Source organism: Qipengyuania citrea (genome assembly GCF_009828015.1).
GTDB lineage: Bacteria > Pseudomonadota > Alphaproteobacteria > Sphingomonadales > Sphingomonadaceae > Qipengyuania > Qipengyuania citrea.
The window spans coordinates 229109-244538 of sequence record NZ_WTYG01000003.1 but is presented as its reverse complement, the minus strand read 5'-3'; the positions used below and the strand labels follow the sequence as shown (position 1 = coordinate 244538).

Here is a 15430-nt window from a genome sequence, read left to right as displayed (position 1 = left end):
GCGGAGAATTGAGTTAATGTGCGGAATTATCGGTATCGTGAGTTCGGAGCCGGTCGCCGACCGGCTGGTCGACGGCCTGCGCCGCATGGAATACCGCGGCTATGACAGCGCCGGCGTGTGTACGCTCGACGATGGCAAGCTGATCCGCCGCCGCGCGGAAGGCAAGCTGAACAACCTCGTCGCCGAACTCGCTGCCAATCCCGCCCCCGGCGACATGGGGATCGCGCATACGCGCTGGGCCACGCATGGCGCTCCGACCGCGCAGAACGCACACCCGCATGCAACCGATCGCGTCGCGCTGGTGCACAACGGGATCATCGAGAACTTCAAGGAACTGCGCGCCGAATTGCAGGCAGACGGCCGGACGCTGGAAAGCGACACCGACAGCGAGGTTGTGGTCCATCTCGTCTCGCGCGAAATCGAGAACGGCAGCAGCCCGCGCGAGGCCGTGGCGCAGGTCCTGCCGCGCCTGCGCGGCGCCTTCGCGCTGGCGATCGCCTTTCGCGACCATCCCGGCATGCTGATCGGCGCCCGCCGCGGGTCACCGCTGGTGGTCGGCTATGGCGACGGCGAAACCTATATCGGTTCCGACGCGCTGGCGCTGGCGCCGCTGACGCAGCAGATCAGCTATCTCGAGGAAGGCGACTGGGTGGTCGTCACCCGCGAAGCCGCTGAAATCCACGATGCCGAAGACCAGCCGGTCGAACGCGAGATCCAGACCTCGGGCGCCTCGGCCGCAGCTGTCGAGAAGGGCAATTACCGCCACTTCATGCAGAAGGAGATCTTCGAGCAGCCGACCGTGGTCGCGCAGACGCTCGGATCCTACCTGCGCCAGTCGGACAATTCGGTCGCGCTGCCACAGTTCGATTTCGACCTGTCGCAGATCAAGCGCGTCACCATCGTGGCCTGCGGCACGTCCTTCTATGCCGGAATGGTCGCCAAATACTGGTTCGAGCAATTCGCGCGTGTCCCTGTGGACATCGATGTCGCCTCCGAATTCCGCTATCGCGAACCGGTCCTCGAAGAAGGCGGTCTGGCGCTGTTCATCTCGCAAAGCGGCGAAACCGCCGACACGCTGGCGGCGCTGCGGCACTGCAAGGAGAACGGCCAGACCATCGCGGTGATCGTCAACGTACCCACCAGTTCGATGGCGCGCGAGGCGGACCTGCTGCTGCCGACGCACGCCGGGCCCGAAATCGGCGTTGCCTCGACCAAGGCCTTCAGCTGCCAGCTGGCCGTGCTTGCCGCCCTGGCGGCGCATATGGCGGTCACCAAGGGGCTGATGAGCCGCGAGGAAGAGCAGGAGGTGGTCGGCCACCTGCTCGAAGCCCCGGCCGCGCTCAACGCCGCGCTCGATCACGATGATGATATCGCCAGCATGGCGCATCTGATCGCGCCAGCCCGCGACGTGCTCTATCTGGGGCGCGGACCCGACTATGCACTTGCTTTGGAAGGTGCGCTGAAGCTCAAGGAAATCAGCTATATCCATGCCGAAGGCTATGCCAGTGGCGAGATGAAGCACGGGCCGATCGCGCTGATCGACGACAAGGTGCCGGTAATCGTTCTGGCACCGTCCGGGCCCCTGTTCGAAAAGACTGTTTCGAACATGGAAGAAGTGCGCGCGCGCGGCGGGCAGGTGGTGCTGATTTCCGACGCCGATGGGCTCGAGCAGGCGGGCGAGGGATGCCTCGCCACGATCGAGATGCCCAAGGTCCATCCGCTGATCGCGCCGCTGGTCTATACGATCCCGGTGCAATTGCTTGCCTATCACGTCGCCTGCGTCAAAGGTACGGATGTCGATCAGCCGCGCAATCTGGCGAAGTCGGTAACCGTCGAATAGGCCCGGCAATTCGCTGTCTGCGCGGATTTCGCTAGAGGCCTTTACCGGGAGCTAAGACTTTCCCGTTAACCGTGCTGCGGTGACCGACCAGGCAACAACACAGAAAGCAAAAGCGGCGTCGCTGTCGATCAGGCAAGCCATCGGGTTCGAAACGCCCGAGGGCACCAACTGGTCGCTGGTTCACGGCCAGCAATATGCCGTCCTCAAGGACCGCGTTGTCGCGCGGGTGCTGCTGCACCTGGTCAGCTTCGCGCTCGTCGTGTTTACCGTTTATCAGACCGTCCCGGTTGCCGCGCTGGCAGCTTGGGGTCTGGGCCTGATCTCGGCGGTGCTCTATTCGGCGCGGGCCGATATTCGCCTGGGCGATGCCGACAGCCGTTCGATCTCGGTCACCGAAATGGAATCGCATGCGTTAACGACTGCCGCGAAGGGCGCGATGTGGTCGGTCGGTCTCATCCTGTGCGCGGTCTATGGCCAGCTCGGCGATACCCTGCTGGCCTGGGCGATCGCGGCAATGCTGGTTCTGGCCAGCAGCGCCAGCCGCTATGGCGCGCCGCTCAGTTCGATAACCTTCGCGCTTGCGGCAGGTGTCGGCGGCCTCATCGCCAGCCTGATCGATTTCCACCCGATCCTTGCGACCGTGGTTGTCCTGTCCACGCTGCTCGCCGTGTTCGGCGTGATCGAAAGCGCGCGCGTATCGGTAGCGGTGCGGCTGGCAGAAGCGGCGATGCAGGAAAAGAGCGAAGTGGTCTCGATGCTGCTGCGCGAATTCGAGGAAGGTCAGGCCGACTGGCTGTGGCAGGTCGATACCGGCCGCCGGCTCAGGTCCGTCTCGCCGCGTTTTGCCTTTGCCCTCGGACGCGAACCGGCGGAAATCGAAGGGGGGTCGTTCCTCCAGCTGATTTCGGGCGATTGCTGGCAGACCGGACGCTTTCCGCAAAGCCTACACGACCTGGCCGACAAGCTCAAACGGCGCCAGAATTTCTCAAATCTCGAAGTCAAGGTCACGATCGGCGGGCAGCAGCGCTGGTGGGAGCTTTCGGGCACGCCGATCGTCGACGACCGGGGCCGCTACCAGGGTTTCCGCGGTGTCGGGTCGGATATCACCGAACAGCGCGAATCGTCGGAAAAGATCGCCTACCTCGCGCGCTACGACACGCTGACGCACCTGCCCAATCGGCGGATGCTGAATGAGGCGCTGGGCGAAGCGCTCGAGCATGCGGCGGCATGGCGCTCGCGCTGCGCGCTGCTGATGATCGACCTCGACCGCTTCAAGGGCATCAACGATTCGCTCGGCCACCTGGTCGGCGACCGGATGCTGGCGGAAGTCGCGTCGCGGCTGAAAGCGCTGGTCCGCGACGGCGAAACCTGCGGCCGGCTAGGCGGCGATGAATTCGCCGTAGTCCTGCGCGAAACGAGCGACCGCAGCCGGATCGACACGCTGGCGCGCGAAATCATCCAGCGCCTGTCCGAACCCTACCAGATCGAAAACCACACGCTCTACGTCGGCGCCAGCGTCGGATCGGCGATCGGCCCGCGCGATGGCCGGACGGTGGAGGAATTGCTGCGCAACGCCGATCTCGCGCTGTACCGCGCAAAGGACGAAGGCGGCGGGGCCCACCGCGAATTCGAACCCGCGCTGCATGCGAATGCCGAAGAGCGACGCCTGCTCGAAAACTCGCTCCGCCATGCACTCGCACGCGACGAATTCGTGCTGCATTACCAGCCGGTGGTCGATGCGACGACCGAGGAAGTGGTCAGCTTCGAAGCGCTCATCCGCTGGAACAGCCCCGAACACGGTTTCGTCAGCCCGGCCAAGTTCATTCCGCTGGCCGAAGATACCCGCCTGATCGTCCCGATCGGCACTTGGGTGATGGAACGCGCCTGCCTCGAAGCGGCCGAGAACTGGCCCGAACACGTGCGGGTCAACGTCAATGTTTCACCCGAGCAATTGCTCGAAACCGATTTCGTCGCCTCGGTGGTACGCGCGCTGTCGCAAAGCGGGCTCAACGCCAAGCGGCTCGAGATCGAAGTCACCGAAAGCATCTTCCTGCGCGATGCCAGCATTGCGCGCGAGGCGCTGGAACGGTGCATGGCGCTGGGATGCTCGATCGCGCTCGACGATTTCGGCACCGGCTATTCCTCGCTCGGCTATCTGCGCCGGCTCAAGTTCTCGACCATCAAGGTCGACCGCTCGTTCGTGCAGGGGGCCGCGCAGCAAAGCCCCGAATCGCTGGCGATCATCCGCGCGGTCGTCGCCATGGCGGACAGCCTCGGCATGACTACGACGGCGGAGGGCGTCGAGAACGACGAAGAAGCGCAGATGATCCGCGAGCTGGGCTGTACCAAGATCCAGGGCTACCACTTCGGACGCCCGATGCCGGCCAGCGACGTCCTCGACGTTATGGCCCGCCAGACGGGAAGCCCGCGCGCCGAAAGCGCCTGATCAGGCGTCCGCGAGCGAGCGGAGCGCGTTTTCGAACAGCGCCAGCCCGTCGGTTCCGCCATGTGCCGGATCGACGGCGCGTTCGGGGTGCGGCATCATTCCCAGGACATTCCCCGCAGCGTTGAGCACGCCGGCAATGTCGCGCCGCGAGCCGTTGCAGTTCTCGACATAGCGGAAGGCAACGCGGCCTTCGCCTTCGAGCCGGTCGAGCGTATCCTCGTCGGCAAAGTAATTGCCGTCGTGATGCGCCACGGGAATGTCGATGGTCTGGCCGCTGGCAAAGCCCGCGGTGAACAGGGAAGTGCTGTTCTCGACCTTCAGCGGGACGGTCCGGCAGATGAAGTTCTGGCTTGCATTGCGCATCAGCGCGCCGGGCAGCAGGCCGGCTTCGGTGAGCACCTGGAAGCCGTTGCAGACGCCCAGCACGGGCACACCGCGTTCGGCCTGTTGCTTGACTCCGCGCATGACCGGGCTGTTCGCCGCCATCGCGCCCGAACGCAGGTAGTCGCCATAGGAGAAGCCGCCGGGCAGCGCGATGAAATCGAGCCGCTCGGGCAGTTCGGCATCGGCGTGCCAGACCCGCAGCGGCGCGGTGCCCGTCACACGCTCGATCGCCACCGCCATGTCGCGGTCGCAATTGGAACCGGGGAAAGTGATGACGGCGGCGCGCGGGGGCATCAGCCGACCTTCTCGATGCGGTAGTTTTCGATTACCGTATTGGCGAGCAGCTTCTCGCACATATCGGTCAGCGCCGCGTCGCTGGTATTGTCGGCCACGTCGAGTTCGATCGACCGCCCCACGCGGACATCTTCAACGCCCTCGAAACCAAGCCCTTCGAGGGCGTGGTGGACGGCGCGACCCTGCGGATCGAGAACGCCGGGCTTGAGCGAGACATGGACGCGGATTTTCATCGAGCAGGCCTTTCGTGTTGGCGCGCCTATGGCGCAGGCTCTGCCGGCATTCAAGTAGGCTGCGGGGTGCCGGGTCATGGCCGGCGCAGTGGCTAATCGGTGACGGTTGTAGCGCAATTGCAACAACGGTAATGATTCTGCCGCATTGGCGGCGGTGATGCCCCCGGATGCCGCGCGATCTGCTATGGCGCGGCCACGGCGACGATGCCGCTCCCCTCCAAATGCGTGCCCGACTCTGGACGCGCTCAAGCAGGAATCCCCCACGACATGACCATTCGTTCCACCGCCGCCCGCTTCATCGGGGCGAGCACTCTCGCTGTGGCAGCCTTCGCCGCGCAGCCGGCCCTGGCGCAGGAGGCCGATGCCTCCGATGCCGAAGAAGCTGCCGACGGCCAGCTCAACACCATCATCGTGACCGCCAACCGGCGCGAGGAAAACCTGCAGGACGTCGCAGTCTCGGCCGCCACGCTCGATGCCGACACCGTGCGCACGATCTTCGATGCCGGTGCCGAAATCACCGCGCTCGCTGCGCGCGTGCCGGGCCTGTTCGTCGAAAGCTCGAACGGCCGCGCCGCACCGCGCTTCTACATCCGCGGTCTCGGCAACACCGATTTCGATCTCGCCGCATCGCAGCCGGTCTCCGTGGTGATGGACGATGTCGTGATGGAGAACGTCACGCTCAAGTCCTTCCCGATCTTCGATGTCGAGCGCATCGAAGTGCTGCGCGGCCCGCAGGGCACGCTGTTTGGCCGCAACACGCCCGCCGGCATCGTCAAGATCGATACGGTCAAGCCGGGCGATGAGTTCGCGGTCGACGGTTCGGTCAGCTACGGCAGCTTCAACAGCATCTCGGCCGATGGCGGCGTGACACTACCGCTCGCACCCGGGGTGGTGTCGCTGCGCCTTTCGGGCCTGTGGCAGCAGCGCGACAACTGGGTCGACAACGGTTTCACCGGTGAAGAGGACGCCTATGGCGCCTACAGCGAAGTGGCGGGCCGTGCGCAGCTGCTGATCACCCCTGGCGATCGCCTCTCGATCCTCGGCAGTTACTCGATCCGCGACCTCGACGGCCAGTCGACGCTGTTCCGCGCCAACATCCTCGGCCCGGGCGACAACGAGCTGAACGAAAATTACGATCGCGACACCGTGTTCTACGATGCCGGCGGGCGCAACGATGCCGCCTACAAGGCCGAGATCGCGACTGCCAAGGTCGATTACGAAGCCGATTTCGCGACCTTCACCAGCATCACCAGCTGGGCCAACAGCGAAGGCCGCAGCCGCGGCGATATCGACGGGGGCAACCTCGTCACCGGTCCGGGCTTCATCCCGTTTCCCAGCGACACGCAGGATTCGATCGATCTCGAGCAGTTCACGCAGGAAGTCCGCATCGCGTCGGCTTCGAATGGCCCGGTGCAATGGCAGGTCGGCGGCTTCTATTTCGACAGCGAATTCGATGTCACCACGATCGGCTTCGATTTCCCGCCGCCCGTGACCGTCAACCACACCAACGAGAGCTGGGCGGTATTCGGCCAGGTGACGGGTGAAATCACCCCCGCGCTCAAGCTGACCGGCGGCCTGCGCTATACCGAGGACGAGAAGGCGTTCGCAGTGACGCAGACCTCATTCATCTCGGGCCCGGGTGCGCAGGAACGCAGCGTCAAGGACGAGCGCATCAGCTGGGATCTCGCGGCATTCTACGATGTCGGCGCCGACGCCAGCGTCTACGCGCGCGTGGCGAGCGGTTTCCGCGCGCCGACCATCCAGGGCCGCGACGTGGCCTTCGGTTCGGCACCGTCGATCGCGACCTCGGAAAAGATCATGAGCTACGAAGCCGGGTTCAAGTCCGAATTCGCGGGCCGCAGCGTGCGTCTGAACGGCGCGGTCTATTACTACACCATCGACGATCCGCAGTTCACTGCGGTCGGTGGTGCGGGCAACCTCGTGCAGCTGGTCAATGCCGACCAGGGCCGCGGCTACGGCTTCGAACTGGACAGCGCCTTCCAGATCACGCCCGATTTCCTCGTCACTGCAGGCGTCAGCTGGAACAACACCGAGATCCAGGACGATACGCTCGCCGTGGGCATCTGTTTCCAGTGCACCGTGACCGACCCGACCGTGGTCCTGTCGGGCAACACCCGCGCGCTGGTGGACGGCAATCCGTTCCCCAATGCGCCCGAATGGATCGCCGACGTGACCGCCCGCTACGCCGTTCCGGTGGGCAATTCGGGCGAGATCTTCGCCTTCACCGACTGGGCCTACCAGGGCAAGACGAACATCTTCATCTACGAAAGCGCCGAGTTCAACACCAACAACCAGATCGAGGGCGGGCTGCGCGTCGGCTATGCCAAGCTCGACGGGACCTTCGAAGTCGCCGCCTTCGTGCGCAACATTCTCGATGCCGACAATGTGAAGGGCGGCATCGACTTCAACAACAACACCGCCTTCGTCAACGATCCGCGCGTGTTCGGTATCTCGGCCCGCGTCAGCTACTGAGCGGCGACGGACGACCGACAGAAAAGGGCCGGGGGGAAGCGATCCCTCCGGCCCTTTTTCTATGCCAACGCCGCGCCGCCCGGCTAGCGCCGGGTGCGGCTGACCGCGTTACTTCTTGGGCTTGGACGGCGTCCGCAGCCGGCCGCGATGCGCGCTCATGTCGAGCACTTCGCCCGGGCCGCTGTCTTCGTTCTGCAGCAGGCCGAGACGCCGCGCGACTTCCTGATAGGCTTCGCTTTCGCCGCCCATGTCGCGCCGGAAGCGGTCCTTGTCGAGCTTTTCGCCGGTGTTGATATCCCACAGGCGGCAGCCGTCGGGGCTGATCTCGTCGGCCAGGATGACGCGGCTGTAGTCCCCGTCCCAGATACGGCCGAATTCCAGCTTGAAATCCACGAGGCGGATATCGATCGCGCTGAACATGCCCGACAGGAAATCGTTGATGCGGATCGCCATGCTCGACATGTCCTGCAGCTCTTCATGGCTGCACCAGTTGAAGCAGGCGATTTCCTCTTCGGAGACCTTGGGATCGCCCAGCGAATCGTCCTTGAGGCAATATTCGATCAGCGTGTGCGGCAGCAGCTCGCCTTCCTCGATCCCGAGGCGCTTGCTCAGCGTTCCGGCAGCCACGTTGCGGACCACCACCTCCAGGGGGATGATCTCCACCTGGCGCACCAGCTGCTCGCGCATGTTGAGGCGGCGCATGAAATGGGTGGGGATGCCGATGTGCGACAGCCGCGTGAACACATATTCGCTGATGCGATTGTTGATCACGCCCTTGCCATTGATCGTGCCCTTCTTCTCGGCGTTGAACGCAGTCGCGTCATCCTTGAAATACTGGATGATCGTGCCCGGTTCGGGGCCTTCGTAGAGGATCTTGGCCTTGCCTTCGTAGATCTGGCGCCGACGAGCCATGAATATGCGTTCCTTCACGCTGGAAAAGTCAGCGCCCCGGCGACGGAATCGACTGGCGATTGCGACTGCCGGGGCGTGTAGCGAGCCATACAGAAGCCGATTGACGAAAGCAATTGCAGGCGCGCGGCGGGGTGTTTAGCGCGCGCGGCATGGCTATGGGTCGCACCACCAACACCCCCCTTGCCGCGCAGGTCGACGATCTGACGGGTCTGGCGCGCGCGGCGCGGCTGCGCAGCCTGTCGCTTCCCGGCGGCACCGATTTCTCCTCGAACGATTACCTCGCGCTGGCGGGCAGCGAAAGGCTCAAGAACGCCGTGATGGACGCGCTCGAGCGCGGCGTTCCCGTCGGTTCGGGCGGTTCGCGGCTGCTGCGGGGCAACTATCCCGAACACGAGGCGCTGGAAGCGGAGGCCGCCAGCTTCTTCGGCTGCGAAAGCGCGTTGTTCCTTGCCAATGGCTACGGCGCCAACAGCGTGCTGCTGTCGGCACTGCCCCAACGCGGCGATGCGATCTTCTACGACGCGCTGGTCCATGCCAGCGCGCACGAAGGGATGCGCCTGTCGCGCGCCGAATGCATTGCGGTGCCGCACAACGATGTCGGCGCCTTTGCCGAAGCGCTTGCGCACTGGCGGGCGGGCAATGCCGCGGGCCAGGCCTGGATTGCGGTCGAAACGCTCTACAGCATGGACGGCGACCGCGCGCCGATTGCCGAACTGGCCGATCTGGCGGATCGCCATGGCGCGGTGCTGCTGGCGGACGATGCGCATGCGACCGGCGTGTTCGGCAATGGCGGCCGGGGACTGGCAGCGCATATCGACGGGCGCGACAATGCGATCGTGCTGCGCACCTGCGGGAAGGCCCTGGGCAGCGAAGGCGCGCTGCTGTGCGGGCCGCGCGTAATGCGCGACCATGTCATCAATCGCGGGCGGGGCTTCATCTTCTCCACCGCACCATCGCCGCTGATGGCCGCCTGCGTGCGCGAGGCGCTGAGGATCGTGGAGGAGGAGCCGGGGCGGCGCGAAGCGCTGCACGATCTGATCGGTTATGCGGGCCGCAAACTCGCGCCCTTCGGCGTCAGCGCCAGCGGATCGCAGATCATCCCGCTGGTGCTGGGTGACGAAGCACGGACTATGCAGATTGCCGGGGCTCTGCGCAGCGCGGGCTTCGATATCCGCGGCATTCGCCCGCCCACCGTTCCTGCGGGCAGCAGCCGCCTGCGCATCTCGCTCACTCTCAATATCGGCCGGGCGCAGATCGATGCGCTGGCCGACACGCTTTCGGAGATTCTCGCATGAGTGCATTCACCGTCACCGGCACCGATACCGACGTCGGCAAGACCGTCTTCGCCGCCGCGCTCACCGGCGCGCTCAATGCGCATTACTGGAAGCCGGTGCAGGCGGGGCTGGACGAAGGCGGCGACCGGGCGCAGGTGGCGAAGCTCGCGGGTCTGCCCGAAACCCGCGTGCTGCCCGAGGCCTATCGCCTGGCGACGCCCTGTTCGCCGCACCGCGCAGCCGAGATCGACGGGGTCGCCATCGATCCCGACCGGTTGGCACTCCCCGCGCAGCGCCCGCTAGTGGTCGAGGGGGCCGGCGGCGCGCTGGTGCCGCTTGGCGGGGACTTGCTCTACGCTGACATGTTCGCGCGCTGGGGATTGCCTGCGATCGTCGTTGCGCGCACCGCGCTGGGTACAATCAACCATTCGCTGCTGACGATCGAAGCGCTGCGCGCGCGCGGGGTAGCGATCCACGGCGTGGCCTTTGTCGGCGACGCGGTGGAGGATAGCGAGGCGACGATCTGCCGGCTCGGCGGCGTAAAGCGGCTTGGCCGCCTGCCGCTGCTCGGCACGCTCGACGCGGCGACGCTTGGCCGGGCCTTTACCGACAATTTCGATATGGTGGATTTCGCATGACCCACTCGCCCGTATGGCATCCTTTCACGCAGCACGGGCTGGGCGATCCGGTTCCGCTGGTCACGCATGCCGAAGGCGCTGTGCTGCATACCGAGGACAGGCGCCGCGTGGTGGACGCGATCTCGAGCTGGTGGGTGACCACGCATGGCCACTGCCACCCGCGGATCATGGCGGCGATTGCCGACCAAGCGCAGCGGCTCGACCAGATGATCTTCGCCGGCTGGACACACCAACCGGCAGAGGACCTCGCGCGTGAATTGTGCCGGATCCTGCCCGAAGAACTGACCCGCGTGTTCTTTTCCGACAGCGGTTCGACTGCAGTCGAGGTCGCGCTGAAGATGGCGCTCGGCTTCTGGACTCACCGCGGCGAGGGCCGCAGCCGGATCGTGGTGATGGAGCACTCCTATCACGGCGATACGATCGGCGCGATGTCGGTGGGCGCGCGCGGGGTATTCAACGCCGCCTATGCGCCGATGCTGTTCGATGTCGGGCGCGTGCCCTTTCCCGGCAATGATCCTCAGCCCACTCTCGACGCGCTCGAAGCCGAATGCGCGGGCGGGGCGGCGGCGTTCATCGTCGAACCGCTGGTGCTGGGGGCGGGCGGCATGCTCATGTATCCGCCCGAAGTGCTGGCCGAGATGCGCGCGATCTGCGCCCGCCACGGCACGCTGTTCATCGCCGACGAGGTCATGACCGCCTGGGGCCGCACCGGCACGCTGACCGCCTGCGAACAGGCCGATGTCGTGCCCGATATCATGTGCCTGTCCAAGGGGCTGACCGGCGGGGCGATGCCGCTGGCGGTGACCATGGCGAGCGAGCCGATCTGGGACGCGCATTATTCGACCGACCGCACGCGTACCTTCTACCATTCGTCGAGCTATACCGCGAACCCGGTGGCCTGCGCGGCGGCCAATGCCAATCTCGCGATCTGGCGCGAGGAACCGGTCCTCGAGCGGATCGCGGCGCTGGCAGCGAAGCAGCAGGCGCATCTCGATACGCTGGCGGATCACGCGATGGTGCGCAACGCGCGGCGCTGCGGGACGATCGCCGCGCTGGAGCTGGGCGATCCGGGAGGGAGCTATCTGTCCGACCTCGGGCCGAAGCTGCTGCGCCGGTTCCGCGAGGCGGACCTGCTGCTGCGGCCGCTCGGCAACACCGTCTACGTCATGCCGCCCTATTGCATCGAGGACGATGACCTGGCGCGCATCTGGGCCGAGATCGGCACCGCAGCGGACGCCATCGCCGCCGACTAACGAACAGTCGGTTCGCGTGCGGGGGCAGCGTCTTCGACCGCGGGGGCGTGGTCGCGTTTCAGCTTCTCGATCAGCCGGCCCAGCGTGGCGCGCTGGACGAGGACGCTGAACAGCACCGCGGCGAAGGTCGCGGCAAGGATCAGGTCGCGCGTCTCGCCCGCGGGTAGCGACAGCGCCAGCGCGATCGAAATCCCGCCGCGCAGCCCGCCCCACCACAGCACGCGGCCCGCGCCCTTGTCCTGCAGCCGTGCGGCGGGGATCGCCTTGGTCGAGACAAAGATACCGACCCCGCGCGCGGCCAGCGTCAGCGGGATTGCGGCCAGCGCCAGCACCAGCTCGTCAAAGCCCGCGACCAGCACGATCATTTCCAGCCCGATCAGCAGGAACAGCACCGAATTGAGCAATTCGTCGACCAGCTCCCAGAACTTGACGAGGTAATCGCGCGTCACGTCGCTCATCGCATAGGTAACGCCGTGGTTGCCGATCAGCAGGCCGGCCACCGCCATCGCCAGCGGGCCCGAAAGCGTGAGGTAGTTGCACAGCGCATAGCCGCCCATCACCACCGCCAGCGTGACCAGCACCTCGAGCGTGTATTCGTCCATCCCCGCCAGCGCGCGGTAGCCGACATAGCCCGCGACGAGCCCGATCAGGATGCCGCCGCCCGCCTCGATCGCGAACAGCCGTGCGCCCTCGGCGAAGGAGAAGTCGTTCCCGCTCACCGCCGCGCCGAGGAGAATGATGAACACGACGATGCCGACGCCGTCGTTGAACAGGCTTTCGCCCGCCACCGCGCTTTGCAGCGATTGCGGGACCTTTTCCTCGCGCAGCACGCCGAGCACCGAAACCGGGTCGGTCGGGGCGATCAGCGCGCCGAAGACGAAATACCAGATCGGCGCGATCCCCAGCGCCAGCAGCATGCCCACGCCCCACATGGCGAGCCCGACGAGCACGGTCGAAATCATCACGCCCACGGTGGAGAGCAGCAGCACCGGCAGCCACGCGACCTTCAGGCGGTCGAGATCGACATGCAGCGCGCCGGCAAACAGCAGGAAGCTGAGCATGCCCTGCAGCAGCGTCTCGGTGAAGTTGAGCTGCTGCAGCGTGTCGGCGACCCAGTCGTCGAGCGTCACGCCGGGAATGAAGGCATCGGCCACCGTCAGCCCGATTGCCCCCAGCGCGCCCATCACGGTCAGCCCGATGACATGCGGCAGCTTGAGGAAATGATGGTTGAACCAGCCGAGCAGCGCGGAGGCGACCACGAGGATCGCGGCGATGTCGAAGGCGGAAAGCGCGGTGCTGGTGGTGTCATGCATCCCGGCTGACTAGCGCGGGCGGGGAAGCAGGGGAAGCTATCGGGGCGAAGTGGTGCCCAGGGGCGGAGTCGAACCACCGACACGACGATTTTCAGTCGTCTGCTCTACCACTGAGCTACCCGGGCACACTGCTTCGGCGGAGGGGCCTGAACAGCCCCGCGAGCAATGAGAGCGCGCCTATGGCGAAGCTGGCACGCCTTGGCAAGGGGGGAATTTCAGTCTTCCGAACCTTGCGTCACTGCAACCGCGATTTCTTCGGGCAGTGCGGGGCGGCCGGGCACGGAATATCCGTCGCCGAACCACTGCGACAGGTCGCGATCGCGGCAGCGCGCGGAACAGAACGGCGTGTGCTCCTCGCTGCGCGGTTTCTTGCAGATGGGGCAGGGGCGGGGTTTAGTCGTCATGCGCCACGATCTGGGCGGTGGCCGCCTCGATCGCAAGGCCCGGATCGATCTCTATCCGCACCCGGCGCGCGGTCCGCCGTTCTAGCTCCGACAGCCACTCGGGCTTGAGCTTCGCTTTTACCGCGGGATGGACGGTGAGCAGCGTCGCGCCCGGCCCTTCGACCAGTTCGGCGCGTCGCAACGCCATGCGCGCCGCCGCCCCGATTCGCGCGGTGGCAAAGCGGTGCAGCAGCGAGGGCCCGTCGAGCCGCGCCACGATATGGACGAAACCGAAGCCGTTCATCGCGGTCCGCTCGTGCGGCCAGCCGCCCAGCGCGGCATCGAGCGCGGCATCCACGGCCTTGCGATCGGCCTTTGTTGCCAGCGTGGGAAAGTCGATCCCGATCGAACCGCCGAGGTCGAACAGGCGCAGCCAGCGCGCGATTTCGGGCACCGCCGCCAGGGCCAGTTCGCGCGGCGGGCGGTCGCCGTCGATATCGATCAGCGTCATGGCGGGCGTCACGCTGAACAGCAGCGCGCCGCCGGCGAACGCGACCTCGCCCGCAGACGCAGTGTGCCATACCTCTTCCCACGCGCCAGCAGGCAGCCGGCGGACCGTATCGCCCATCGCGAAAACATCGTCCGCCTGTTGCGACGGGCTGTTGTCCGTGTCCTCGACCACCCGCGCCTGCGCACGCTTGAACCGTCCGCGTTCGGCGATCGCCGCGCGCGTGACGACCAGCGGCACCGCCGCGCCTTCGTTGCAATGGGCGGGAATGCGGTCGACCATTAGCTCGGTACCATTGGCCATCCGCGCGAGGCCGCGGCTGCGGCCGGCGGGCTTGGATACCAGCACTGCCTGTGCCCGGCTGCCGACTGGCAAATCGCCCGGCCAGCGCAGCCTGGCGGCGAGGATGTCATCGCCTTCGACCAGCAGGGCACGGCTTTCGCCGATGCCATGCTCGACCAGCCAGTCAGGCAAGGTCGAACCCGGCGGATTTGAGCAGCGTGCGCGTTTCGTAGAGCGGCAGGCCGACCACGCCCGAATGGCTGCCCTGGATCCGGCGGATCAGCCCTTCGGCGATCCCCTGGATGGCATAGCCGCCCGCCTTGCCTTCCCACTCGTCGCTGGCGAGATAGGCGTCGATCTCGTCGGTCGAGAGGCGCTTGAAGATCACCACCGTCTCGCTCAGCCGTTCGCGCAGCCTGCCGTCGGGGGCGCGCAGCGCGATCGCGGACAGCACGCGGTGGCGGCGGCCCGACAGCAGTTCGAGACAGCGCCGCGCGGTCGCCTCGTCCTCTGCCTTGGGCAGGATCCGCCGACCGGCGCAGACCACCGTATCCCCGGCCAGGACGTGGCTATCGTCCGAGGCCGCGGCTGCGGCCTTTTCGCGGGCCATGCGGGTGGCATAGTCGCGCGGCAGTTCGCCAGCGAGCGGGGTTTCATCGATATCGGCAGGATTGATCGCAGCCGGCTCCACGCCGAGGCGCGCGATGAGTTCGCGCCTGCGGGGACTGGCCGATGCGAGGATGAGTGTGGGCTGGCCCACGTGCCGTTACTGCGGGCCGGGGCCGCCGCGACCGGGCATGAAGCGGTAGGTGATGCGCGCCTTGGTCAGGTCGTAGGGCGTGAGTTCGCAGAGCACTTCGTCGCCCACCAGCACGCGGATACGGTTCTTGCGCATCTTGCCGGCCGTATGGCCGAGCACTTCATGGCCGTTCTCGAGCTCGACGCGGAACATCGCATTGGGCAGCAGTTCAACCACCTTGCCGCGCATTTCGAGAAGTTCTTCTTTCGCCATGTATTTCCTTGGATCGTGTCGTTGGACGATTTGTATCGCGCGCCCATAGCCTCAGTGGGTGAGAAAGGGAAGTGGCAGACGTTAATCGCGGTGCAAGTCTGCTGCGACACTTTGTTACGCAAGGATTGTTGCTCGCCCGCCTGAGCTGCTTCAGGACCGGGTGAG

14 protein-coding genes and 1 tRNA gene are annotated in these 15430 nt (G+C 66.0%); 6 read left to right on the top strand and 9 right to left on the bottom strand.

Annotated features, from left to right (window positions below):
* Positions 1-16: 16 nt before the first annotated feature.
* Together glmS and GRI55_RS11275 are read left to right on the top strand one after the other, a co-directional pair.
* Positions 17-1840 (top strand): glutamine--fructose-6-phosphate transaminase (isomerizing), encoded by a 1824-nt coding sequence (gene glmS, locus GRI55_RS11280; protein WP_160767225.1) that lies wholly within the window; start codon positions 17-19, stop codon positions 1838-1840.
* A gap of 79 nt (positions 1841-1919) precedes the next feature.
* Positions 1920-4286 (top strand): putative bifunctional diguanylate cyclase/phosphodiesterase, encoded by a 2367-nt coding sequence (locus GRI55_RS11275; RefSeq protein ID WP_307019095.1) that lies wholly within the window; start codon positions 1920-1922, stop codon positions 4284-4286.
* Here the strand turns inward: GRI55_RS11275 and purQ are convergent, their stop codons facing one another.
* Together purQ and purS are read right to left on the bottom strand one after the other, a co-directional pair.
* Complete coding sequence (gene purQ, locus GRI55_RS11270) at positions 4287-4964, bottom strand: phosphoribosylformylglycinamidine synthase subunit PurQ (protein ID WP_160767224.1); 678 nt, start codon at positions 4962-4964, stop codon at positions 4287-4289. It lies immediately after the preceding gene.
* Positions 4964-5197 (bottom strand): phosphoribosylformylglycinamidine synthase subunit PurS, encoded by a 234-nt coding sequence (gene purS / locus GRI55_RS11265; protein ID WP_050599796.1) that lies wholly within the window; start codon positions 5195-5197, stop codon positions 4964-4966. The genes purQ and purS overlap by 1 nt, the downstream gene beginning before the upstream one ends.
* Before the next feature lie 267 nt (positions 5198-5464).
* On the opposite strand from purS, the gene GRI55_RS11260 reads away from it, so the two are divergent.
* On the top strand, positions 5465-7690 hold the full coding sequence (locus tag GRI55_RS11260) for a TonB-dependent receptor (protein ID WP_160767223.1): 2226 nt from the start codon (positions 5465-5467) through the stop codon (positions 7688-7690).
* Between the two features lie 108 nt (positions 7691-7798).
* Here GRI55_RS11260 and purC read toward each other — a convergent pair whose 3' ends face one another.
* The gene (purC, locus tag GRI55_RS11255) at positions 7799-8602 is read right to left on the bottom strand and encodes a phosphoribosylaminoimidazolesuccinocarboxamide synthase (RefSeq protein ID WP_050599882.1); all 804 of its coding nucleotides are present in this window, start codon (positions 8600-8602) and stop codon (positions 7799-7801) included.
* Positions 8603-8751: 149 nt separating this feature from the next.
* On the opposite strand from purC, the gene GRI55_RS11250 reads away from it, so the two are divergent.
* The 3 genes from GRI55_RS11250 to GRI55_RS11240 are packed head-to-tail and all read left to right on the top strand — an operon-like array spanning position 8752 to position 11767.
* The gene (locus GRI55_RS11250; RefSeq protein WP_160767222.1) at positions 8752-9897 is read left to right on the top strand and encodes an 8-amino-7-oxononanoate synthase; all 1146 of its coding nucleotides are present in this window, start codon (positions 8752-8754) and stop codon (positions 9895-9897) included.
* Positions 9894-10514, top strand: coding sequence for a dethiobiotin synthase (bioD, locus tag GRI55_RS11245; protein WP_160767221.1), 621 nt, complete (start codon positions 9894-9896; stop codon positions 10512-10514). The genes GRI55_RS11250 and bioD overlap by 4 nt, the downstream gene beginning before the upstream one ends.
* Positions 10511-11767 carry an adenosylmethionine--8-amino-7-oxononanoate transaminase gene (locus tag GRI55_RS11240; protein ID WP_160767220.1) on the top strand — a complete coding sequence of 419 codons (1257 nt, stop codon included), beginning with the start codon at positions 10511-10513 and terminating at the stop codon, positions 11765-11767. The genes bioD and GRI55_RS11240 overlap by 4 nt, the downstream gene beginning before the upstream one ends.
* Here GRI55_RS11240 and GRI55_RS11235 read toward each other — a convergent pair.
* The 6 genes from GRI55_RS11235 to infA form a co-directional block, all read right to left on the bottom strand.
* The gene (locus tag GRI55_RS11235) at positions 11764-13080 is read right to left on the bottom strand and encodes a cation:proton antiporter (protein WP_160767219.1); all 1317 of its coding nucleotides are present in this window, start codon (positions 13078-13080) and stop codon (positions 11764-11766) included. The two genes, GRI55_RS11240 and GRI55_RS11235, sit on opposite strands and share 4 nt — an antisense overlap.
* 50 nt (positions 13081-13130) lie before the next feature.
* Positions 13131-13205 (bottom strand) — tRNA-Phe (locus GRI55_RS11230).
* Positions 13206-13295: 90 nt separating this feature from the next.
* Positions 13296-13484 (bottom strand): DNA gyrase inhibitor YacG, encoded by a 189-nt coding sequence (gene yacG / locus GRI55_RS11225; RefSeq protein ID WP_050599790.1) that lies wholly within the window; start codon positions 13482-13484, stop codon positions 13296-13298.
* Positions 13474-14445 (bottom strand): ribonuclease E/G, encoded by a 972-nt coding sequence (locus GRI55_RS11220; RefSeq protein ID WP_160767218.1) that lies wholly within the window; start codon positions 14443-14445, stop codon positions 13474-13476. The genes yacG and GRI55_RS11220 overlap by 11 nt, the downstream gene beginning before the upstream one ends.
* Positions 14438-15013 (bottom strand): Maf family protein, encoded by a 576-nt coding sequence (locus GRI55_RS11215; protein ID WP_160767217.1) that lies wholly within the window; start codon positions 15011-15013, stop codon positions 14438-14440. The genes GRI55_RS11220 and GRI55_RS11215 overlap by 8 nt, the downstream gene beginning before the upstream one ends.
* A 6-nt stretch (positions 15014-15019) precedes the next feature.
* On the bottom strand, positions 15020-15265 hold the full coding sequence (infA, locus tag GRI55_RS11210) for a translation initiation factor IF-1 (protein ID WP_047806247.1): 246 nt from the start codon (positions 15263-15265) through the stop codon (positions 15020-15022).
* Between the last annotated feature and the right edge of the window lie 165 nt (positions 15266-15430).

Bases quoted from the DNA above. Each gene is read 5' to 3' on its own strand.
- bioD (WP_160767221.1), top strand. From the start codon at position 9,894: ATGAGTGCATTCACCGTCACCGGCACCGATACCGACGTCGGCAAGACC.
- purS (WP_050599796.1), bottom strand. From the start codon at position 5,197: ATGAAAATCCGCGTCCATGTCTCGCTCAAGCCCGGCGTTCTCGATCCG.
- purQ (WP_160767224.1), bottom strand. From the start codon at position 4,964: ATGCCCCCGCGCGCCGCCGTCATCACTTTCCCCGGTTCCAATTGCGAC.
- GRI55_RS11240 (WP_160767220.1), top strand. From the start codon at position 10,511: ATGACCCACTCGCCCGTATGGCATCCTTTCACGCAGCACGGGCTGGGC.
- glmS (WP_160767225.1), top strand. From the start codon at position 17: ATGTGCGGAATTATCGGTATCGTGAGTTCGGAGCCGGTCGCCGACCGG.
- GRI55_RS11260 (WP_160767223.1), top strand. From the start codon at position 5,465: ATGACCATTCGTTCCACCGCCGCCCGCTTCATCGGGGCGAGCACTCTC.
- infA (WP_047806247.1), bottom strand. From the start codon at position 15,265: ATGGCGAAAGAAGAACTTCTCGAAATGCGCGGCAAGGTGGTTGAACTG.
- yacG (WP_050599790.1), bottom strand. From the start codon at position 13,484: ATGACGACTAAACCCCGCCCCTGCCCCATCTGCAAGAAACCGCGCAGC.
- GRI55_RS11235 (WP_160767219.1), bottom strand. From the start codon at position 13,080: ATGCATGACACCACCAGCACCGCGCTTTCCGCCTTCGACATCGCCGCG.
- GRI55_RS11250 (WP_160767222.1), top strand. From the start codon at position 8,752: ATGGCTATGGGTCGCACCACCAACACCCCCCTTGCCGCGCAGGTCGAC.
- purC (WP_050599882.1), bottom strand. From the start codon at position 8,602: ATGGCTCGTCGGCGCCAGATCTACGAAGGCAAGGCCAAGATCCTCTAC.